Below are 19,355 nucleotides of genomic sequence, written 5' to 3' on the forward strand. Positions count from 1 at the left end.
TCTCAGCCACGGGAGCGAGGAACAGCGCGTCGTATCCTGAACTCCTGTTCATCACGCTCCCCCTCGGCAAAAAGCCACTATGAGGGCAATGATTGCCTCTCCGCCAGCAACAAGGTCCACGCACCAAACACGCCAAAAGCAACGGCAATCCAGCCATTCCCACGCCATCCATCGACCATGGTGACACCTCCTTCGTGACCGAGACCACTGCTGCACTGGACCCTCCAGCAGGGCCTAAAATCACAAGGCATCAATTTTGCTCCGCGAGTCCTCAATGGGTGGCATATCAGCCCGGAATTCGGGTACTTATACCCTGTTTTGAAGGATTCTTGGGCCTTAGAGTCGTCCACATGACTAATAGCCAGCTGGTACCCGAAGCCGAAATCCTAAACCTTCAGCAATGTTGGCGACTACTTGGCCAAACGACGATTGGACGCCTGGCACTGACCACCGGGAACGGTCCTGATATATTCCCGGTGAACTACAAGGTAGACCACGAGACGTTGATCTTCCGCACAGGCAACGGGACAAAGTTCACGGCTCTACTGGCTGCCGATCATATTGCGCTGGAGGCCGACGCGGTAAGTGCCGAGTTCGGGATGGCTTGGAGCGTAGTTGTCAAGGGTCGTGCCGTTGCAGTGGACGACGCAAACACCACCCTCGACGTCATCAGCCAAGCTCTTTTTCCTTGGCAAGGAGTGAAAAAGGAGCACTTCATTCGAATTGTTCCAGAAAAGGTGACGGGACGGCGATTCACCCAAACGCCCTCCATGTCTTGGCGGACTCCCCTGGGCGAAGCTATCCGGGCTGGACTCGAATAGCATCCACCAGCTCAAATCCGGAGGCAATTCAGTTCCCATGGCTTGTCGCGGCCACGCCCACTGGGCACATATTAAAAGGACAGGGCAATGACGCTCTCCGCTCACGAGCAAAGCATTTTCAACAACATCGAAGCACAGCTGACGGCCGAGGACCCACGTCTCTCGAGGGTCCTCGGCAGGAACCCATATCGCCACCAAACTGCGAGGCTGCTGGTTCTGGGACTCCTCTCCGTGGTCCCCGGGCTCTCGCTGCTGATTTTTGCCTTGACCATCCAGGCCGTACCGCTGGGCATTGTCGCCTTTCTGGCACTGTCCGCAGGGGCGTACATCTTCAATTTTCACTCGATCCTGACGGGGATGCGACCAGGGAGAGAGACCTCGTGATATCCCGGCAGGCACAGACGCGCGCACACCACAACGGGACCTTGGCCTCTACTGCCATGGGCCCAGCCGATCCTATGCTCAATCCCATGACAACCAAATCAGCCAGGGCGACCACGGAAGAACTACCAATCTACGAGTGTTGGGCGATGTTACGCGGTGTTTCCGTGGGACGGCTGGCCGTCTGGGTCACAGACCATCCCGACATCTTCCCCATCAACTACGCAGTCGACCACAGCACGCTCGTCTTTCGAACCGGCCCGGGAATTAAGCTTGCCGCGGCACTATGTCCGATTCCTGTGGCTTTGGAAACCGACGGCGTCGATGCAACCAGCGGCATCGCTTGGAGTGTCGTCGTGAAAGGCAGTGCAGAACTTATTAGTTCCACCGAAGATGTCCTGGACAGCTTTTCAGTGATGCTCTTCCCGTGGCAGTCCGGATACAAGGACACATTCGTCCGCATTACCCCAACCTCGATCACGGGCCGCAGGTTCAACGTGGCCGCTCCGGCGGAATGGTGGACTGCCCAAGCGGGATCCCCCCACGCTTCACCCGAGTGAGAATCCCGAAGCTCCGGTCTGCCACCAAAACGCATTTCTCCTCTGAAAGGCACCAAAACCATGGAACAAATCACCATTATTGGTAGCGGAAACATGGCCCGATCCATCGCCGTTCGCATGCTCAAAGCCAGGCACTCCGTGCAAATTTTGGGACGCAACGGGGAAAGGACGCGTGAACTCGTCGAATTGCTCGGAGCCGGGGCCCAGGGTGGCGGGGAAGGGGCTCCAATCGAAGGAGGCATAGTTTTCCTTGCGGTACCCTATGCGGAGGCCAAAAAGTCAGTACTCTTCTACGCAGATACATTGGCAGGACGGGTTGTTGTGGATATCAGCAACCCCGTCGATCTGGCCACATTCGACCACCTCTTGACTCCCGCTGGAACTTCAGCAGCCGAAGAAATCGCCGTTCACGCGAGCCCGGACGCATTCGTGGTCAAAGCGTTCAACACCTGCTTCGCCAAGCCGCTGGAGGCAGGTTCCGTATCAGGAATACCGTTGGACGTCTTCATCGCCGGCGACTCTGAACAGGCAAAGGTAAAGGTCAGTGCCGTGGTTGCGGCCTCGGGGCTTCGCCCCATCGATGTCGGACCACTCCGCCGGGCACGGGAACTCGAGGCCATGATGCTCCTGATCATGGGCCTGCAAGTGGGCCCGGAACACGAGAACTTCAACTGGGACACTTCCTTGAATCTCCTCCCCTAGGACGTCCACAAACACAGCCGTCCACCATGAACCGGCAAGAGACCATGACCATCATTCGCAACCGCCCCATGAGCACTGCCAGCCTGGTGGTGGGAGGCGTAGTGCTCATGTAGCTGGGCCTGGCAAGTCGGCGGCGCACAAATACCCGCGAGTGTTTTGCTGGCGGCGTCGCCATCCCGCGGGAAGCATGTATGACCCGCGACACGGTCGACGGGCGCCGGGGAGTTGACCTGCTGGCAGTGACAGCAATCATTGGCGCCCTTGTGGGCGGAGAATACCTCGCAGCGCTCGTGGGCCGCGCCCCTCCATCGGCCCCTCTCGAACGTACGAGCAGGGTCTTGGAGGATCTTGCCGTCACGGAGCCCGCAGCTGGAGTCGTCTTGTTGGTGCGACCAGCGGAAATGGTTCCTGCTGATGGCCGGTTATGATCTTCATCAGCGTCGTTTGATGAATCATCAATCACCGGAGAAAGCCTGCCTGTCGAGCCAGGGCCAGGGGACGAAATCCTCAGCCAGTCCGTCAATGGGCCCGTGGCCGTCCGGATGACAGCCACCGCTTTGGTGCACGATTCCCAGTACAGCCCCATTGTTGCGTTGCTGTAGTGCGCTTCCAACAGCCGACCGACCGTCGTCAGCTTGGCCGACGGCGACGCAGTGCCGTTTACGCTACTTTCCCCAGCTATCGCAGGACTTCCATGATGGTTAGGATGCCTTCGTTTCGCAGGGGTGCTGGTGGCTGACCCGGTGGTCTTTGACAAGACGGGCCCTTTCACCCAGGGCCAACCCACACTCGCAGAAGTTGGAACCTCACCCGCGAACCACGGTTATCCCGACACCTACGAGCTCCTGGCCCTGGCAGCATCTGCCGGACAGTATTCATGGCATGCTTTGGCTGCATCGGTGGTCAACGCTGCGCTGAATCACGGGCTGGAACCCACTCGCCCCGCGGAAGCTTCTGAATCTGCCACCGAGAGGGTAAGCGCCCTCGATGGGGAACACAGGGTGGTGGCGGGCAACCGTTCCCTTGTTTTCCAAACCTAAGGGTTGATCCCGGCTCAGGAGCCAACAGGCGGCCAGCCCGCCGCCGGTGTTGGCGCCGATTCTGGATACGCGGTGGCACTCGTCATGAGTGAGCCCCTGCGGGAGGACGCGGTGGAGACCCTCGCGGGACTGCGCCGCTTGGGTGTGAAACACACCCCGATGGTGGCCGGTGATGACCAGGCAACGGCAGGGCACATGGCCGTCGAAGCGGGGATCACCGAGGTGCAGGCCGGCTGTCGACCATCAGATAAAGTCTCGATCGTGCAGAATCTGGTTCCAAAACCGGTCGTGTTGGTCGGCTATGGTGCCAACGAAGCCCCGTGTTGGCAGCAGCGGACGCAGGTGTCGCCGCGGGAGCCAAGGGGTCCAGTGCGGCCAGCGACTCTGCCGACGTCGTGATCAACGTGGATGACTTGTCGACGGCGTGCAGAGTGGACCGCATTGGCAAGGACACGCCGCGTATCGCTGTCCAGGGCAACTGGCTCGGGACCTGCTCAGTCTCGTACAGTTGGCGTTTGCCTCGATCCGGATTGATCCCGGCAATCGCCGGGGGCGCTCAGCCAGGAACTGCTTGATCCGGCTACCGTCCGCAACGCACTGGGGACACTCAAATGGAAGGAACATTCCTCCACCACTCGTCGCCCTCGATCGCTGCATGGTCACCCATCATCTCGCAGCTCAGAAATCACGCTGACGAACTAGAGGACTTTGGGCCCTTGTTGGTCGATGATGCGGAAGGCAGACTGACATTACTGATACAACAGAAGGATGCAATACCCATTGAGTATCAGGCGATTGTATTCGCTGGATTCGCGGCCAAGGAGGGAAAGTAAAAATGAACAAGGTAACTGCCTCCGCCTCAAAAGCTGTAAGCGAACCGACGGCACCCATCACAGTCTTCATACTTGACGATCACGAACTTGTCAGGCGGGGGCTGAAAGAGCTGCTCGAAGGCGAGGGATTCAAAGTCATCGGTGCCACCGGTTCCGCGTTGGAGGCTACCAGACGCATACCGGCCCTGCATCCGGACGTTTCAGTTTTGGATGCCCGTCTGCCCGATGGGACGGGCATCGAAGTTTGTCGTGATGTCAGGTCGGTGGATCCGTCCCTGCGATGCCTCATACTCACCAGTTACGACGACGAACAGGCCCTGCGTGGCGCCGTGCTTGCCGGCGCTTCCGGCTACGTTTTAAAGGAAATCGACGGCACAGACCTACTGACATCCTTGCGCCGCACAGCCAAGGGTGAATCACTTTTCAATCCCGCCGTTATGGCCAAAGTGGTTCAAGGCCTGGCCGAACCAGAACGAACAGATCCACGCATCACCGCTCTGACCCCGCAGGAACGCCGGGTACTGAAACTTATTGGGCGCGGATTGACCAACCGGGAAATTGGCAAGGAAATGTTTCTTGCCGAGAAAACGGTCAAAAACTACGTGTCCTCTCTACTGGCCAAGCTGGGATTTGAACGCCGTACCCAAGCAGCAATTTTCATTACGGATACAAAGTGGCAGACCCCGTCGAAGCATCACTAAGCATCCATTGCAGGAACACGCCACGTCAGACAGGTGCCTTCATTCTGCGTACTTACCAAGGCAAAAGTCCCATGGAGAATGTCAGCCCGCTTCTCCATGTTCGACAAGCCACTGCGATGCTCCGGGGCCCCCACGCCAACCCCGTCGTCGTCGATAACGAGAGTCACGGTCTCCGCTGTCGCCTCAACGAAAACTTCGATGGCGCCCGCATCAGAATGCCGAACAGCATTACTTAGGCCTTCGGACAGAACTGCCAGCAAATGCTTGGCCGTCTCCTCGGAAATCGCGGAGTCTATGGGGCCGGCCAAATTCAACCGAGGGGCGAAAGCCAGGGGCTTGGCGGCATTGCGCACCGCCCTCAAGATCAAGTCGCTGAGCAGCTCTGTTTCACCGGAACTGACTCGCAATGAATAAATGGTGTTCCGCAAATCCCGAATCGTTTCATCCAGTTCCGTAGTGACGGCCCGGATCCGCTTGGTCGCCGTTTTGTCTGTAATAAACCGCTGCAAGCTTTGAATACTAAGACCTGCAGCAAAAAGACGCTGGATGACCACGTCATGCAGGTCCCTGGCAATTCGATCCCTGTCTGTAAAAATCATGATCTGTTCACGCAGCCTGTGGGTCCTGGCCAATTCCAAGGCCAGCGCAACGTGAGAGCCAAATACGGCGCTCATTTCGACCACTACCTTGGAATAGCTGCCGGAACCTGGACTCCGTGCCAAGATGAGCAATCCTTGATTCGCGCCTTGCGGCCCCAAGGCAATGACAATAACGGGCCCAAACCCAGTTCCTTCGACTTCACCGAGCAGGTCAGTGGCATCGGCGAACACAGTCGGCACGCCCGTTCTCAATACCTCCGCGATTGCTGGAGAGTCCCAAGCAAGCGAGCGGCCCGCAAGTAGCGGTGCTCTCTGACCAGCTGCCGCTGCGACATACAGTTCAGGTCCACTGTCGGACGAGACACCGATCATGGTCAGGGCAGAGTCCGACTCCACCAAGGCGGTGGCAGCAATCATGTCCAAGCTGCTTTCAGTGATGTTGCGTTCGTCATCCATCATCTTGCCTGTCACATCCATGCATGCTTCCAGCCAACGTGAACGGCACCTGGCATCTTCAAACAAACGAGCATTTTCAATGGCAACCCCCGCAGCAGCCGCCAAGGCCACGGCCAATTCCTCATCCTCAGCAGTGAAATCTTCGCCCCCGGCCTTCTCCGTCAGATAGAGGTTCCCGAATACCCTCGTCCTGACTCGCACGGGAACGCCCAGAAAGCTCACCATGGCTGGGTGGTCTTCAGGGAACCCATAGGAGGCGGGGTGGTCGTGCAAATCGTGGAGGCGCAACGGGCGCGGGTCACTTGTCAGCAGTCCCAGGACACCGTGTCCGGTGGGTAAGGGGCCTATCTTGGTTATGAGTTCCTGGTCTATGCCTACGGTAATGAAATGACTCAGCGACTGATCTTCACCGATGACTCCCAGCGCTGCATAGCGGGCGTCCAGAAGTGTGCAGGCCGACTTAACCAACCTCGCCAGCACCGCATCCAAGCTGAGATCCTCTGCCACGGAAACCACGGCGGCCAGCAAGCCGCGCATTCTTTCCTGTGTGAGCAATTCGCCGGCTCGGTCCACGAACCCCCGCAGCAAGTCCTCAATCCGAGTATCTGCAGTTGCCGGCGACAGCGGCACCGCTTTGTCCGCATCAGAATACTGCACCAGACCCACCTTCGATAGACCATCATCCGTTGTGCCATAGGACACAAGAACCCGCCCTTACTCATAGGCTACGCTTATTGCCAGCCAAACGACCGCATAGGGTAGGAATGGTTCCACCGTCGAAGTACAGGAGTTGGGGCCTTTAGGCCCTTCGTTCCCGGGATCAATGAGCCTAGAGTCGATTGCATGACCATTAATACGCCACCTTCAGGGACAACGCCAGAGATTGAATCACTGTCCAAGGACCACTGCTGGGAACTGCTGCGTGGACAGGTCATTGGGCGCCTGGCCGTTGTGGCCGATGCTCACCCCGACATTTTTCCCATCAACTATGCAGTGGACAACGGCTCTCTCGTCTTCCGAACTGCAGACGGCACCAAACTGTACGGCTCAACGAGCAACACGCCTGTCGCTTTTGAAATTGATGGGTATGAAACCTCAACAGAGCAGGCGTGGAGTGTAGTGCTGCGGGGTACTGTCATGTCGATCAGGGCTGACTCCGGGCTTGCGGAGGCGGAAAGCCTCACCCTCGAACCATGGCAGGGCGGCATCAAGAACCATCTGATGCGAATCCTGCCATTGAACCTCAGCGGCCGTCGGTTCAAGGTCTCCCGACCCGACATTTGGAGTACACCCTTATCCGATTCACGGCGTGCGTCCTTCGAGTAGCGCCAGCACGAACGGCCTGGCTGGCACCCATGCCGGCCAAGAATGCCACTATGGGGATGACGTGCCGCCAGGCCAAGGATTTCCGTCCCGCTTTTTCCACTCATGATCGCTCTCGGATTGTCCAGAGAGCCGATCAACGCGCGCCCATCGCTGGCAGTTGCGAAGTCCGCTGCGGCCCTTGCTTTCGGTCAAATGGACCCAACCGGGTAGCGGTTCACCTCGATGTCCTGGATCGTCAGGGAATTGAGGAGTTCTTGGCCCGGCGTCCCAAAATTGCCCTTGACACCTTGCACGTCCGTCAAGACGACCAGCATCTGTGCATCAACGTCGACGGCCACCCTGGCAGCAACGCAGTCCTTGTCCACGATCCCACGAAAACCCGGTCCACCGGGCACAGTAGGGACACCGCCGGCGCCAACCCGGACCGTCGGGATCCCCACGGGGCCGCGAAAAGGCACACAACATCCTTGGCCAGGTCCGCGTGCCCAATGCTTTCTGCATCCAGAAAACAATCAGCCCCTGGCTTTCAGCAATCAAGCCACACAGCGGGTATGGAGACGTCAGCGAACTGCCATCGCCTGCAAGCCGACCTAAGGACCGTTGCCGTGAACAATCACCACCACGTGTTCGGTGGAAAAGCTCGTTACCGCCAAAGCCAAGACCATGCGCATCCCCTAGAGGCCGCCCTGTGGCATCTGCCCCGGAGCGAGCATTTGCTGGACTGCGTCGTCGTCCCCGAGCTGTTCGGCGGCAGCGCCCGCGTATTCCTGTTGGGTCAGGACAATGGGGCATGGGACATGCAAGAGCAGCTCTTGTGTGGCAGAGCCCATGAGCGCGTGTTGCGTGGCACCGCGGCCACGGTTTCCCACCACGAGCATCGCGGCGCCCTGTCCCGCAAGTGTCAGGGCCCTCGCCGGCACTTCGTCAAGTTCGAACCGTTCGCAAACTGTCAGGTGTATGTGGCGGGCACGCACGGCGGCCACTGCGGATTCCAGGATCATGCGACCCTGAGCGTCATCCTGCTGTGCGATTTCCGGACCCAGGGCACTGCTGTGCAGCCAATGGGGAACGGTGGATGAGACATAGATGATGGTCAGATCCTTTTCGGTGTTTGCAGCCTCGGTTGCGGCAAAATGGGCGGCGGCCATGGACGGCAGGGAACCATCAACACCAACCACGACGCCGGTATTCACGGGACCCTGCCGCGCCGGGATGACTGCCACAGGGCATCGCCCCAGAATGGCAAGCTGCAAATTGACTGCACCGAATCCTTCCCCGTGCACGTCGGCGGTTCTGTCTGTCCCAACCACCACCATGGAGGAACCAGCGGACAGCTCTGCCAGCACCTGGGCCGGTTCCCCAAAACGGAGACTGGCCTGTACATCCACGGAGGGTGCAAGCTCCCGCGCTCTGCTGACTTCGCTGTCCAACAATCCCCGGAGGGCATCCCGAACGCTGTGGTAGTCAATGCGCCCCGGTGAGACCAAGTAGTCCGGCACGGCGTGAACCAACAGGAGTGGACAATTCTGCCCCTGGGCGCGGCTTGCCGCCCACTCAAGGGCTGCCCGGCTCGAGGGTGAGCCGTCAACCCCCACAACAATCTGAGATTCTAGGACCAAGGTCTTTGCCCTTTCTGTATTTGTGCAAGGTCATGTCGTGTCCTTGGAGATGCACAATGCTCGTGAAGAATCACGACGCTGCGTCCAACGCTAGGGATTGCAACTCCTTGCGTGGAGAGTCCAAAGACCCCAATCTTCGCCCGTACCAATAGTGGCGAGGTGGTCACGGTGAGACGAGTGGATCCGGAATGCTGAATCGAGCGGCCCGGCGGTGAACATGATGGGCGCTGCCACGCTTTCGAACAGTCGCAACCTGTTGGACCGGCCGAGAGAAGAACCATCCCTTTGCCGCCTCAACCAACACCAAATACACCACTGCCATGGCCAGCAAGGCCAGGAAGAACGGGATAGGCAGCGGGTCAAAGCCGAGTACCGCGCCAACAGGTGAGAGGGGAAGATAAATGCCGGCGGTCACCACGCCCAGGGATGCCCACAGCAGGCCGGCAGAGGGGCGGCTGCGCAGAAACGGCACTCGGCGGGTTCTGATGGCAAAGATAATCAGTGTTTGGGTGGCGATGGATTCGATGAACCAGCCCGCCCGAAATTCCCCCGGTGCGGCGTTGAAGACGAACAGCATCAATCCAAAGGTGGCAAAGTCGAACAGGGAGCTGATCGGTCCGAACAAGAGCATGAAGCGGCGAATGAAGGCGATGTCCCAATGCGAGGGTGCCAGCAGTTGTTCCTTGTCCACCCGGTCCCCGGGGATGGCGAGTTGCCCGGTGTCATAGAGCAGGTTGTTGAGCAGGATTTGTCCCGGCAGCATAGGCAGGAAACTCAGGACCACTGACGCTGTTGCGGCACTGAACATATTGCCAAAATTGCTCGAGGTCCCCATCAGCACGTACTTGATGGTGTTGGCAAAGATCCGCCGTCCTTCCCTGACACCCTCGGCCAAAACCCCCAGGTCCTTGTCCATCAGGACAATGTCGGCCGCATCCTTGGCGACATCCGTGGCACTCTCCACGGAGATGCCGACATCCGCCTGGTGCAGGGCCAGTGCATCGTTGACGCCGTCACCAAGAAAGCCAACGGCGCGGCCCTGTTTGCGCAACTGCTTGATGATTCGGGCCTTCTGGCCCGGTGAGACACGTGCAAAAATGCTCGTTACCGCGACTGCTTCCCCCAAGTCCAGATCGCTCATGGCGTCGATTTGGATCCCGGTAAGTGTTCCCACCGAGACCAAGCCCAGGTCGGCGCACACTTTCTCCGCCACTCTGGCGTTGTCGCCTGTCGCAATTTTTACGGTAATGCCCAGGGCGGCAAGTTCCACCAATGATTCCTTGGCGTTCGTCTTGGGCTTATCCAGAAAAACAAGGAAACCGGCCAATGCCAGCCTCTGCTCCTCGGAGGGATCTATCGCGCTCTTGCCCACCACCGTGCGTGAGGCAACTGCAATAACTCGTGCCCCGGCGTCGTATTGTTCATCCAAGAGCAGCTGCGCCCGAGGCGGGATGTCAACACACAGCGCCATGACATCCTCGGGCGAACCCTTGGTAATGATCTGGTGGTTTCCGTCCGCATCCGCCACCAGGACGCTGGTCATGCGTCGTTGATGGTCAAAGGGAATGACATCCAGTCGTATCTGGCTGCCAATGGAAAAATTGTTTGCTTCGGGGGCCTCCCAGAGGGCAGTGTCCAGCGGATTTTGTCCCACAATGGAAACCACTCCGTGCGAGTAATCGGCCTCCGTGGAGACCAGCCCCAGACCGAAGAGTCCAGCTTCCGTAACCCCAGGATGGACCGGCAGGGCGGAGGTAAAACTGATGCGCCCCTCGGTCAGGGTGCCAGTCTTGTCCGTCACCAGGACGTCCATGTCACCGAGATCCTCAATGCACACCAGACGCTTGACCAGCACCTCGCGTTTGGCCAGTGCGCGGGTTCCGGCGGCCAGGCAGGTACTTACGACGGCGGGCAGCAGCTGAGGTGTAATGCCAACAGCTATTGCCAGGGAAAACAGCAGTGAATCAAGCAGGGGGCGTCCTAGCAGCAGGTTGGCAATAAGGATCAATGTTGTGAGCGCTACGGCTACCTCCAAGAGCAGAAAAGAGAAGCGCTTCAAACCCAGCTGAAATTCCGTTTGCGGCTGACGCTCCCCCAGGCCCAAGGCGATTTTGCCGAACTCGGCTCGGCCGCCGGTGGCGACCACGACGCCGGTACAGCTGCCAGCTTGCACGACGGTCCCCATAAAAAGGCAGCAAGCCATCTCGCCCAGTGAGACCACGCCCACGACAGGGGCAGGATTCTTGTCCACGGGCAGGGACTCCCCCGTGAGGATGCTTTCATCGCACAAGAGATTCTTTGCAGTGAGGAGCCTGATGTCCGCCGGGATGATTGCTCCCAAAGCCAGGCGAATCACGTCACCCGGCACTAAATTCACGACGTCGATTTGGCAGGCGGCGCCGTCCCGAAGGACGACAACCGTATGCGTGACGCGTGAATGAAGTGCCTCGGCAGCACGTTCCGCCCGGTACTCATTACTGAACCCCAAGCCAACGCTTACCAGCAGAATGACACCAATGACTATCGAATTCGTAGCGTCCCCAAGAAACAAGGACAGCCCGGCCGTAACAATCAAAAGGATCAAGATGGGACTGCGAAGCTGCCGCGCCAGGACTGACCAAGGGTTGGCCCTGTGGGTGCGCAAAGCGTTGGGACCAACAGTTGCCAGGCGGCGATCAGCTTCTTCGCTGCTTAGGCCGCCATCGGTTGACTGGAGACCATGGAGGACCTGCACCACTGTCAGCTGAGCGGTGCCGGCATTCGAGAGCTCTGTGACGTTTTCCGCCTCAGCTGTTGCGGACAGGCTCATTGATGCCCTCAAGGCCCACACCAACAGCCACCGGAGCCTTCACGGCCTCCCCCTGACCATGAATGACAAGCACTGGACAACTTGCATGCTCTGCACACGCGGAGCTGACCGAGCCAAGCAACATTCCCGCGAACCCGCCATGCCCACGGGAGCCAACAATGAGCATTCGGGCGGACTTGCCATACTCCATCAAGATTTGGGCAGGCCTGCCGCGGACACATACCCCGTTAAATCCCTCCGGCAGTTTGTCGCCAAATGCGTCCTGGACAGCGTCCGAAAGCGTCTGGCATGCATCCTCGTGCGGGTCCCAGTCAGGGACTATGTATGAACCGAAAACCGTCTCCATGTGCCAAGCCGTTACGGCCGTGATGGTTGCGTCAAGTCCTTGGGCCAGCTTTTCCGCCCATTTCAGCGCCAATACCGACTCAGGAGATCCGTCGACACCAACCACAATGCGAGAGCCCTCGTTGGCTATCTGGTCTTCCATGGCTTCGTTCAACTTTCGCCTCATTCTCGCTCGCTTCCTGCAGCCCATGCCACACGATGTTGTCGGGGCCGCGCCTTAGCTGCACCAGCCCGTCCCTTCCAATGATCGATGTCGGCCAAGGCAGCTGCACAGGGTCGAAAGTCCCTAACTGCGAGGGCCGCATCGTGCCAGTCTTGAGGGAACAGACGTACACTTCCTGCGTCCGTGAGTCGTTCGCATGGGCTCGCAACGCAGCAACCAGGACACGGAGTCAACCTTGAAGAGCCAGCTCAACCACTTCGTCACCCAGGGTCAAAACAATGCCGACCCCGTAGATGCCGAACCCATACTGGGGTCGTACGAGCTTGAGCTCCTCAACCGATATTGGGATGCTGCCAATTACCTGACAGTGGCGCAGATCTACCTGCAGGAGAATGCCCTGCTGCGGTCCCCCCTTGCGGCGGAACAAATCAAGCCCCGCTTGCTCGGTCATTGGGGAACCAGCCCCGGGCTGTCCTTGATCTATGTCCATTTGAACCGGCTCATTCGCAATACCGGAGCCAAAATACTGTTCGTGGCCGGCCCGGGACATGGCGGCCCGGCCGTGATTGCAAATCTTTATTTGGAGGGGACCTACTCCGAGATTTATCCCCGCGTCAGCCAGGACGCGGATGGCCTCCGCCAATTGATCCGCCAGTTCTCCACCCCCGGCGGCATCCCCAGCCATGTCGGTCCGCCGACCCCCGGGTCCATCCACGAAGGCGGGGAGCTGGGCTATTCGCTGGCACATGCCACGGGAGCTGCCATGGACAACCCGGATCTTATAGTGGCCTGTGTGGTTGGCGACGGGGAAGCCGAAACCGGCCCCCTGGAGGGTGCGTGGAAGGCTCCGGCCTTCCTCAACCCGAGCCGGGACGGAGCCGTCCTTCCGATACTTCACCTGAACGGCTATAAGATCTCCGGCCCCACAGTGCTTGGCCGCCAGTCCGATGAGCACGTCAGGGCCCTGCTGCGCGCACATGGGTGGGACCCCGTCGTCGTCTCCGGCAACGACCCCGAGTTGGTGCACCACCAACTGGCAGACGCCTTGGGGAACGCCCACACCCGCATCCTCCAGATCCAGCAGCAGGCGCGCCGACGCGGCACCACCCGCCCCGCTCCCTGGCCGGCGATCATCCTGCGCACGCCCAAAGGCTGGACCGGTCCCGGTGTTGTCGACGGAATTCAGGTGGAAGGCACGTTCCGCGCCCACCAGGTCCCGCTGGCAGGAGTCCGTGAAAATCCCGCCCATCTGGCCCAGCTGGAGGCCTGGCTGCGCTCCTATAAGCCCGAAACACTCTTTGACGCTGCCGGCCGGCTGGTGCCGGAACTGGCTGTCTTGGCCCCGAAAGGTCACTTGCGCATGGGTGCCAACCCCTGTGCCAACGGAGGCACGGACACGGCCCCGCTACCCCTGCGCCCCCTCGAAAACTACGCCCTTGACGTGCCTGTTCCGGGGTCCATCAAGCATGAAACCACCAGGCCCCTGGGTGAAATGCTCAGAGACATCTACACGGACACCTCCCACGATCCCCGTTTCCGGCTGTTCAGCCCGGACGAGACCAACAGCAACAGGCTGGGCGCCGTCTTCGAAGTCACCGACAGGTGCCAAATGGAGGCCATCCGGGACGATGATGACCATCTGTCCCCGAACGGGCGCGTCATGGAAGTCCTCTCCGAACACCTCTGCCAGGGCTGGCTCGAAGGCTACGTCCTGACTGGGCGGCACGGGCTGTTCGCCACCTATGAGGCATTCGCCATGGTCAGCGCCTCCATGACCATCCAACATGCCAAATGGCTCCAGCACGCCCGTGAATTGGCGTGGCGCACCCCCGTGCCCAGCCTCAACATCTTGCTCACCTCGACCTGTTGGCGCAATGACCACAACGGCTTCAGCCACCAGGGACCGGGCCTGATCGACACCGTCCTCTCACTCTCGGGTTCCGTCATCCGCGTTTATCTGCCACCAGACTCCAACACTTTGCTGGCCGCAGCCGAACACGTCCTGCTCAGCAAGGACTATGTGAACCTGGTGGTCGTGGACAAGCAGGCCCACCCCCAATACCTGAACCTCGACGACGCCCGCAAGCACGCTGCTGCCGGCGCCTCGATCTGGCACTGGGCTGGAAACGACGACACCGCCATCGGAGAAGTCACCCACCGGAGCGTCTTGTCCGGCACCGAATCCTCCGTCACCACCCGTGACGAGCCTGCGGGGGCAACCAAACCGGACATTGTCATGGCCTGCGCCGGCGACGTCCCCACAGAGGAGACTTTGGCCGCCGCGTGGCTGCTCCAGCATCATGTCCCCGGGTTGCGGGTGCGCGTGGTCAACGTCATGGATCTGCTCGTGCTGCCGCCACACGACACGCACCCCCACGGACTGTCCGACATTGACTTTGAAAAGCTTTTCACCGCTGATGGCGAGGTGGTTGTGGCCTGGCATGGATATGCCAGGGCGTTCCACCAGCTTCTGCATGGACGCCCGAACCCAGGCCGGTTCCACGTCCGCGGCTACAACGAGCAAGGCACCACAACCACCCCGTTCGACATGGTCGTCCTGAACAGGATGAGCAGGTACCACCTCGCCTTGGAGGCCCTGAACCGGGTCTGTGGCCCCTTTGACGGCGCACAGGAGCTGGCCGACCACTGCCAGCAAATGCTTGCCAATCATGAGACCTACATACACGAGCATCTGGAAGACCTGCCGGAAATACGTGACTGGGTCTGGGCGCCGCCACTGAACCAAAAGAATGCACCATGACCACCGGGCAAGGACCAGTGACCATCCTCGTGGGCGTCGACGGATCAGAGCCATCCATTGAAGCCCTGCGTCAAGCCGCATGGTTGGCGAAACCTCTCAACGCACGTGTGACGGCCTTGACATGCTGGAACTACCCCAGCGCCTATGCGGTGCCCTACGCGTTGGGTGACTTCGATTTCAAGGGGGCAGCCCAAAAGATCCTCGACACTGCCGTTGAGAACGCATTCGGCCTGGACCGGCCCAGGAATCTCACGACTCAGCTGCTTCAGGGACCAGCCCGGGCAACCCTCATTGAAGCCAGCAGGGATGCGGCGCTGCTGGTTCTTGGCCGGCGGGGCGTGGGCGGTTTCAGGGGGCTGCTGCTGGGCTCCGTCAGTGCCGCCTGCACAGCCCACGCCCATTGCCCGGTGGTCGTCGTCCACGCACCAAATGCGGGCGAAAAGCATGCATAGGCTGCCGGCTGCCGCCCACCCGTCGCGGACAAGTTGCCGCAAGGTGACTACTGCTAGTTTGGGCCCATGAGCAACTTAATCGGGTCCCACGACAATGAACCTCACACGGACAACATCGCAGGGCGACTGAACTGGCTCCGGGCAGGGGTCCTTGGCGCCAACGACGGCATCGTCTCAGTGGCCGCAACCGTGGTTGGCGTCGCGGGAGTGACCAACGCACCCACCCCGATTCTTGTGGCCGGTATCGCCGCCCTGGTGGGAGGTGCCGTTTCCATGGCCTTGGGCGAATATGTCTCCGTCAGCAGCCAACGCGACAGCCAGCGGGCACTGATAGAAAAGGAGCGCCGGGAGTTGGCCGAGGACCCGGAAACGGAATTGGCCGAGCTCACCGGCCTGTACCTGGCCAAGGGTCTGAGCGCAGCGACGGCGGAGCAGGTGGCACTTGAGCTGACCAGCCACGACGCCCTGGCAGCCCATCTCTCCGCCGAACTGAACATCAACGAGCACGACGAGGCCAATCCCTGGCAGGCCGCATACGCCTCGGCGGCCGCATTCACCATCGGAGCCATGCTGCCGCTGATCGCCATCCTGTTGCCGCCCGCCGAATTCCGGATCCCGGTGACGTTCGCCGCCGTCCTGCTGGCCCTTGCCCTCACCGGCACACTGAGCGCCGCCATCGGGGGCAGTTCCAAGAGCACCTCGGCGATACGCCTTGTCATCGGCGGCGCCCTGGCTCTCGCGGCAACCTACGGCATCGGCAGCGCGCTCGGGGCATCCGGGGTCATCTAGCGGCCTTCAGGCTCAGCGCCAGCATCGGGCACAACTTGACGGCGTCCCTTGCGGCCGCACCGTCCCCGGCACTGACTTCAACGTTGCTGCGATCACCGTTGGGGGCGGGCCTGGCCAGCGGGTACCCCCAGTCGTCGCGGCCCAACAGGTTCGGCAGCAGTTCGGTGCACAGTCCCCGCCCGTCACACCTCGTCCAGTCAATGTGGAGTGTTTCACTCATGCTGCCCTCCCGGTTGCCCCGGTGCAGGCACCCGCCAGGTGGGCCCCGACGTCGTCGGAGAATGTCTCCAGGGCACTGCCCACCAGCCGCGCCGTGCCATCCGGATGATGGCAAGCGCCCCGGCCACCAACGAGGTTGCCCAGCCGTTCCAGTTCCTGAACCAGCCGCGGGTCCCGGCCGCCATGGGCAACCGCGTCAAGGACCCGAGCCATGGCAGGCAGACCAAACATGCACGGACCGCATTGCCTCGCGGACTCACCCGCCAGGTAGCTGAGAATTCGTGCCGTGGCCGCAAGCCCACACTCCGATGCCCCCAGCACGTGGAGCACCCCCGCGCCGGGTCGGACCACGTCGCTCTCGGGGCCCGTCGGGGACAGCCGGTAGTCAAGCGGGCGGACCCACCGGCCGTGATAGCCGCCCACCAGCACAGCCCCCACATCCAAGACGTCGACGCCGGCCCTGGCCAGAACGTCTGCGAGGCCGGCATCTCCTTCCACTTCAAGGACCTGCTCGGCGGCGAACCCTGAAACCGACACGAGCCGGGTTCCGGGGTCACGATCCGAACCAACGGCCCGGAACCAGCCGGCCCCATGGCGGGCAATGAGCGCCACATGCGCCAGCGTTTCAACATTGAGCACCAGCGTGGGGCGGCCCCTGAGCCCCGCCTCGCTCAGGCGCCGTAGTCTGTCCGTGGGCAGGGCAAAGCCGTTGGCGATGCTGTTCACGACGGCGCTGGCCTCACCGGAAATGAATGATTCCGGTGCTTGCACGACCTCGATCTTGTGGGCGTCATGGCGGGCGGCAACCGCTGCTTTGACCGTGGGCATGGCGGCCGGTGTGGTGTAGATGTACAGCAGTGAGGCGGAAATTGCGCGTCCGGCAATCAGCAGCCCGTCTATTACCAGATGGGGCGCATGGGTCAGAAGTGTCTTGTCCTTGAAGCTGAGGGGTTCACCCTCGGCACCGTTGGCGATCACCACAGGCTTGGCGGCCAGAAGGCCACCACCCCGCCCCTGGTCGGTTGCGGTCATCTTGCGCCAAGTGGAAAAGGCCGCCCCTCCGCGCCCGGTCAGGCCGGATGCTTCCAGCACTGGAATGAAGGACGAGTCGACCCTGTCCAGCGGCGATGGCCCGAAGGTCAACTCGTGCCGGGCCAGGTCAGCATTGGGCCCGGCAGCAAAGAGCTGATGGGTGCCGACGTCTTCCATGGCTTCCTCGTCGCGTGGCACTGCCGTGGTCTGGAATGTCATGTCAGGCTTCCTTGCCGGGCTTTGGATGTTTCCAGGAATGCGGCCGAAAGCCGCCAAGCGATGGCCGCAACGACCGCCACGACTGATCCGGCGGCCAGCAGCAGGAACCAACTGCTGGTTCCATTGGTTCCGTTGCCAATGGCATGAACGAGCGCGAGCGGCCACATTGCATAGCTGAACCAGTGAATAGTGCGAAAGACCCGCTGACCGATGCGGTGCCGCAGCATCCCGGTCAGCACCAGGGCGAGCACCAGGTCGAAACCCACGGTGCCCAGTCCCTGCCAGAAGGACTTAAAGGCTCCCATGAAGGGGACAACGACGTCGACGACATTGAGCTTGGCATACGAGTCAAACAGCAACGTGCCCACATGAAGCAGCAAAAACAATGACGCCAGCAGGGACATGTTGCGGTGCAGCAGTGTCACCGAAAACCGCGGGATGGACATCAATGGCCTGCCGGAGCGGGTCATGATCCCCAGTATCAAGGTAACCGTAAACAGGGCCAGCGCCACAAATCCGCTCATTCGGCCAATGGCCCACAGTGCGTTATCCATCCGAATTCACTCCTGTCATGGCGGGGTCTACCCGGGCTGCAGCCCTTGGCCGGTTCTCCTGGTGGTTGTTGGCGGGCCAACAGCCGGTGGAGGACACCCTGCCCTGCTGGTCGACGAAACGTGCAGTGATGCCAATCCGTTCAAACCATGCCACTGCTGCAATGCCTCGGACAACACCCGCGGTGCTGAAGGCATTGGCTTGGAGGCAGGCAGTCGCGGCCACAGTGACGGAGCGCCAAACCGTCGCGGCAGGCAAACCGAACCTGGGGTCGAGAATGTGGTGAACCGTCCTGCCGCCATGCTGCCAGCGCCGCTTCTGTGTGCTCGAGGTGGCCATGGCCCGGCCTGCCCGCAGCGTGATCTGCTGCCACGGGTCCGCTGGCAGGTCCTGGACCAGCACCTGCCAGCCGCCTTCCGGCGCCTCCCCGGCGGTGGCAATGTCGCCGCCCAGGGAAACCAGTGCACCGCATCCCAGTTCGGCGGCAACGCGGCTTGCTGCGCGGTCGGCCGCGACAGCCTTGGCAGTTGCCCCCAGGTCCAGCCGAAGGTCTGCCGGCACGCTCATTGTCCTCCCGGCAAGGCACACCCGTTGCCAACCGGGGGTCCGCGCTCGCGGCCTGGGGTCGCGTTTCACCGCACCGTCCGGGTCCAGCCGGACCTGTGAAATGTCCCTGTCGTAGCCCAGCGCCGCCATGTCCCTGCCGAGGGTGGGATCGACGTCGCCGTCGGTCCACCGTGCGGCATCGAGGGCCCTGCCCACCAACAGGGCCAGGAACGGGCTCACAGTAGTTCCCGCTGCCAGTTCCGGCTGGAGGTGCATCAGTTCCGAATCCTTGCGGAAGCGGCTGCACGCTTGGTCGACGTCGGAAATTTCCGTCCGGACCAACCGTTCGGCGGCTGATGCCAGCCCGGGCTCGGTGACCGTGACTGACGCGTCGAGCCCCCACACTGTCCAGGACCTCGTGGCTTCCATG

General features: G+C 61.0%; 21 protein-coding genes and 1 pseudogene. 13 read left to right on the plus strand and 9 right to left on the minus strand.

Annotated features, from left to right (window positions below; all coding sequences use genetic code 11):
* The first annotated feature begins 350 nt into the window (after window positions 1–350).
* From AC1L6K_RS14265 to AC1L6K_RS14305, 9 genes and pseudogenes are all read left to right on the plus strand, one after another.
* Complete coding sequence (locus AC1L6K_RS14265) at window positions 351–821, plus strand: pyridoxamine 5'-phosphate oxidase family protein (protein ID WP_480949523.1); 471 nt, start codon at window positions 351–353, stop codon at window positions 819–821.
* Window positions 822–908: 87 nt separating this feature from the next.
* Entirely contained in the window at window positions 909–1,205 is a 297-nt protein-coding gene (locus AC1L6K_RS14270) for a DUF3040 domain-containing protein (protein ID WP_480949524.1), read from the plus strand.
* Window positions 1,206–1,291: 86 nt separating this feature from the next.
* Window positions 1,292–1,762, plus strand: a complete 471-nt coding sequence (locus tag AC1L6K_RS14275; RefSeq protein WP_480949525.1) for a pyridoxamine 5'-phosphate oxidase family protein — start codon at window positions 1,292–1,294, stop codon at window positions 1,760–1,762.
* Between the two features lie 60 nt (window positions 1,763–1,822).
* Window positions 1,823–2,464 carry an NADPH-dependent F420 reductase gene (locus tag AC1L6K_RS14280; RefSeq protein WP_480949526.1) on the plus strand — a complete coding sequence of 214 codons (642 nt, stop codon included), beginning with the start codon at window positions 1,823–1,825 and terminating at the stop codon, window positions 2,462–2,464.
* Between the two features lie 191 nt (window positions 2,465–2,655).
* A complete protein-coding gene (locus AC1L6K_RS14285) occupies window positions 2,656–2,892 on the plus strand; it encodes a hypothetical protein (protein WP_480949527.1) in 237 nt (78 codons plus the stop codon).
* A 15-nt stretch (window positions 2,893–2,907) separates the two neighbouring features.
* Window positions 2,908–3,066: pseudogene (locus tag AC1L6K_RS14290) on the plus strand (P-type ATPase actuator domain-containing protein); the annotation flags it as partial.
* 129 nt (window positions 3,067–3,195) lie between these two features.
* Window positions 3,196–3,504: a hypothetical protein gene (locus tag AC1L6K_RS14295; protein WP_480949528.1), complete on the plus strand. Its 309-nt coding sequence runs from the start codon at window positions 3,196–3,198 to the stop codon at window positions 3,502–3,504.
* An 84-nt stretch (window positions 3,505–3,588) separates the two neighbouring features.
* Window positions 3,589–3,903, plus strand: a complete 315-nt coding sequence (locus AC1L6K_RS14300) for a hypothetical protein (protein WP_480949529.1) — start codon at window positions 3,589–3,591, stop codon at window positions 3,901–3,903.
* Between the two features lie 436 nt (window positions 3,904–4,339).
* Window positions 4,340–5,038, plus strand: coding sequence for a response regulator (locus AC1L6K_RS14305; protein ID WP_480949530.1), 699 nt, complete (start codon window positions 4,340–4,342; stop codon window positions 5,036–5,038).
* Here the strand turns inward: AC1L6K_RS14305 and AC1L6K_RS14310 are convergent.
* A complete protein-coding gene (locus tag AC1L6K_RS14310; protein WP_480949531.1) occupies window positions 5,035–6,750 on the minus strand; it encodes a GAF domain-containing sensor histidine kinase in 1,716 nt (571 codons plus the stop codon). The genes AC1L6K_RS14305 and AC1L6K_RS14310 overlap by 4 nt on opposite strands.
* A gap of 186 nt (window positions 6,751–6,936) precedes the next feature.
* On the opposite strand from AC1L6K_RS14310, the gene AC1L6K_RS14315 reads away from it, so the two are divergent.
* Complete coding sequence (locus AC1L6K_RS14315; protein WP_480949532.1) at window positions 6,937–7,419, plus strand: pyridoxamine 5'-phosphate oxidase family protein; 483 nt, start codon at window positions 6,937–6,939, stop codon at window positions 7,417–7,419.
* A 188-nt stretch (window positions 7,420–7,607) separates the two neighbouring features.
* Here the strand turns inward: AC1L6K_RS14315 and AC1L6K_RS14320 are convergent, their stop codons facing one another.
* From AC1L6K_RS14320 to AC1L6K_RS14335, 4 genes are all read right to left on the minus strand, one after another.
* Window positions 7,608–7,877 (minus strand): amino acid kinase family protein, encoded by a 270-nt coding sequence (locus tag AC1L6K_RS14320; RefSeq protein WP_480949533.1) that lies wholly within the window; start codon window positions 7,875–7,877, stop codon window positions 7,608–7,610.
* A gap of 216 nt (window positions 7,878–8,093) precedes the next feature.
* Window positions 8,094–9,038, minus strand: a complete 945-nt coding sequence (locus tag AC1L6K_RS14325) for a universal stress protein (protein ID WP_480949534.1) — start codon at window positions 9,036–9,038, stop codon at window positions 8,094–8,096.
* A gap of 163 nt (window positions 9,039–9,201) precedes the next feature.
* On the minus strand, window positions 9,202–11,847 hold the full coding sequence (gene mgtA / locus AC1L6K_RS14330) for a magnesium-translocating P-type ATPase (protein ID WP_480949535.1): 2,646 nt from the start codon (window positions 11,845–11,847) through the stop codon (window positions 9,202–9,204).
* Window positions 11,825–12,358, minus strand: a complete 534-nt coding sequence (locus AC1L6K_RS14335) for a universal stress protein (RefSeq protein ID WP_480949536.1) — start codon at window positions 12,356–12,358, stop codon at window positions 11,825–11,827. The genes mgtA and AC1L6K_RS14335 overlap by 23 nt, the downstream gene beginning before the upstream one ends.
* Before the next feature lie 193 nt (window positions 12,359–12,551).
* On the opposite strand from AC1L6K_RS14335, the gene AC1L6K_RS14340 reads away from it, so the two are divergent.
* The 3 genes from AC1L6K_RS14340 (at window position 12,552) to AC1L6K_RS14350 (ending at window position 16,357) form a co-directional block, all read left to right on the plus strand.
* On the plus strand, window positions 12,552–15,116 hold the full coding sequence (locus AC1L6K_RS14340; protein WP_480949537.1) for a phosphoketolase family protein: 2,565 nt from the start codon (window positions 12,552–12,554) through the stop codon (window positions 15,114–15,116).
* Window positions 15,113–15,568 (plus strand): universal stress protein, encoded by a 456-nt coding sequence (locus tag AC1L6K_RS14345; protein WP_480949538.1) that lies wholly within the window; start codon window positions 15,113–15,115, stop codon window positions 15,566–15,568. Before AC1L6K_RS14340 ends, AC1L6K_RS14345 begins: the two co-directional genes overlap by 4 nt.
* A gap of 66 nt (window positions 15,569–15,634) precedes the next feature.
* Window positions 15,635–16,357, plus strand: coding sequence for a VIT1/CCC1 transporter family protein (locus AC1L6K_RS14350; RefSeq protein WP_480949539.1), 723 nt, complete (start codon window positions 15,635–15,637; stop codon window positions 16,355–16,357).
* Here AC1L6K_RS14350 and AC1L6K_RS14355 read toward each other — a convergent pair.
* From AC1L6K_RS14355 to AC1L6K_RS14370, 4 genes are read right to left on the minus strand one after another with little or no spacing between them, the layout of a single operon-like run.
* Window positions 16,350–16,577 (minus strand): ferredoxin, encoded by a 228-nt coding sequence (locus tag AC1L6K_RS14355; protein WP_480949540.1) that lies wholly within the window; start codon window positions 16,575–16,577, stop codon window positions 16,350–16,352. The two genes, AC1L6K_RS14350 and AC1L6K_RS14355, sit on opposite strands and share 8 nt — an antisense overlap.
* On the minus strand, window positions 16,574–17,827 hold the full coding sequence (locus AC1L6K_RS14360; RefSeq protein WP_480949541.1) for an NADH-ubiquinone oxidoreductase-F iron-sulfur binding region domain-containing protein: 1,254 nt from the start codon (window positions 17,825–17,827) through the stop codon (window positions 16,574–16,576). The genes AC1L6K_RS14355 and AC1L6K_RS14360 overlap by 4 nt, the downstream gene beginning before the upstream one ends.
* Window positions 17,824–18,381, minus strand: a complete 558-nt coding sequence (locus AC1L6K_RS14365) for a ferric reductase-like transmembrane domain-containing protein (RefSeq protein ID WP_480949542.1) — start codon at window positions 18,379–18,381, stop codon at window positions 17,824–17,826. The genes AC1L6K_RS14360 and AC1L6K_RS14365 overlap by 4 nt, the downstream gene beginning before the upstream one ends.
* Window positions 18,374–19,354, minus strand: a complete 981-nt coding sequence (locus AC1L6K_RS14370) for an FAD:protein FMN transferase (RefSeq protein WP_480949543.1) — start codon at window positions 19,352–19,354, stop codon at window positions 18,374–18,376. Before AC1L6K_RS14370 ends, AC1L6K_RS14365 begins: the two co-directional genes overlap by 8 nt.
* Window position 19,355: the final 1 nt, after the last annotated feature.

The sequence above is a fragment of the Specibacter sp. BI4 genome (assembly GCF_056680095.1).